Annotated in this window: 2 pseudogenes; one reads left to right on the top strand and one right to left on the bottom strand. The window is 69.6% G+C overall.

The features are described 5' to 3' along the window. A pseudogene (locus A9X00_RS16060) lies at positions 1-220 on the top strand (hypothetical protein); the annotation flags it as partial. 4 nt (positions 221-224) lie between these two features. Here A9X00_RS16060 and A9X00_RS31375 read toward each other — a convergent pair. Further along, positions 225-510: pseudogene (locus A9X00_RS31375) on the bottom strand (hypothetical protein); the annotation flags it as partial.

Raw genomic sequence — 510 nt, 5'->3', positions numbered from 1 at the left:
CGCCCAGACGCTGCAGGAGATCACCAAGATCACCGACGGCCAGGCGTTCCACGCCGACAGCCTGGAATCGCTGGAGAGCGTCTATTCGACGCTGCAGCGCCAGATCGGCTACCAGACCGTCAAGGGCGACGCCAGCCTGGCCTGGATGCTGCTCGGCGCGGTGCTGCTGGCCGGCGCCGTCCTGGCCGGCCTGTTCCTGAACCGGCGGCTGCCCGCCTGATCGCTCAGACCGGCAGGCGCCGGTTGATCAGCAGGCCCAGCGCCGCGGCGATCAGCGCGACGACGACGCCCAGGCGCAGCCAGCCGGCGCTGCCGGGGCCGGGCACCGTGCGGAACCCGATGTCGTTCTCGATGGCGTTGTAGCTCTTGTTCAGCTCGCTGATGTTGGTGGCGGTGTAGGACTGCCCGCCGGAGAGCTGGGCGATCTTGCGCATCTGGTCGTCGACGGGGACCGGGATGGTGGCGCCCTCGTACTCGACGGTGCCGTACGGCGTGCCGAAGGAGATCGTC

Source organism: Mycobacterium sp. 1245805.9 (assembly GCF_001672915.1).
GTDB lineage: Bacteria > Actinomycetota > Actinomycetes > Mycobacteriales > Mycobacteriaceae > Mycobacterium.
Note: the sequence above shows the minus strand (reverse complement) of the source record. Positions and strands in the feature narration are given on the sequence as shown.